The sequence below is a fragment of the Rahnella perminowiae genome, from assembly GCF_019049755.1.
In the GTDB taxonomy this organism is placed as follows: Bacteria; Pseudomonadota; Gammaproteobacteria; order Enterobacterales; family Enterobacteriaceae; genus Rahnella; species Rahnella perminowiae.
In genome coordinates this window covers 1-473 of the sequence record NZ_JAFMOS010000047.1, presented here as the reverse complement: position 1 = coordinate 473, position 473 = coordinate 1, and the positions used below count along the sequence as shown (strand labels likewise).

The following is a 473-nucleotide window of genomic DNA, read 5'->3' as shown; positions in this document are numbered from 1 at the left end:
GTCCTTCTACTTTATAAATAAAATAATTCAGCACAGGTAAAGAGAGATACATTGAAATGACAGTATAGGCATACCATCTTCTGAGTAAAAATGGCGACCATAAAATAGCACCAAGGATGATCGCTCTTTTGATATTCAGTTTACCAGACAGATCTGTTTTACATGTATAGATAATCGCTGATATAACAAAGATGAGACCGCAAATATCAGGATAACCTCTGAGCGTAGGAGCCCAAAAAGCGACAAAAGTTGCAGGCATGACCAGAGAAATAATTGTCCAGCAGACAGACTGCTTCTCAGAAAATTGTTTTAATAGGACTGAAAACAGAAGTGATACGGGGAGCAAATAAACAATGGACAGCGATAATATATAGGTGAGCCTACCCTCTCCACCAAAAGCGTAAAACAGGGAGGTGAAAGCAACGGGGAGGAGATTATAATCATCATTTTTTATCGACGAAGCAAGTCTCGAC

At 39.1% G+C, this 473-nt stretch carries 1 pseudogene; it reads right to left on the bottom strand.

Annotated features, from left to right (window positions below):
- Nucleotides 1-473, bottom strand: a pseudogene (locus tag J1785_RS00225) (hypothetical protein); the annotation flags it as partial.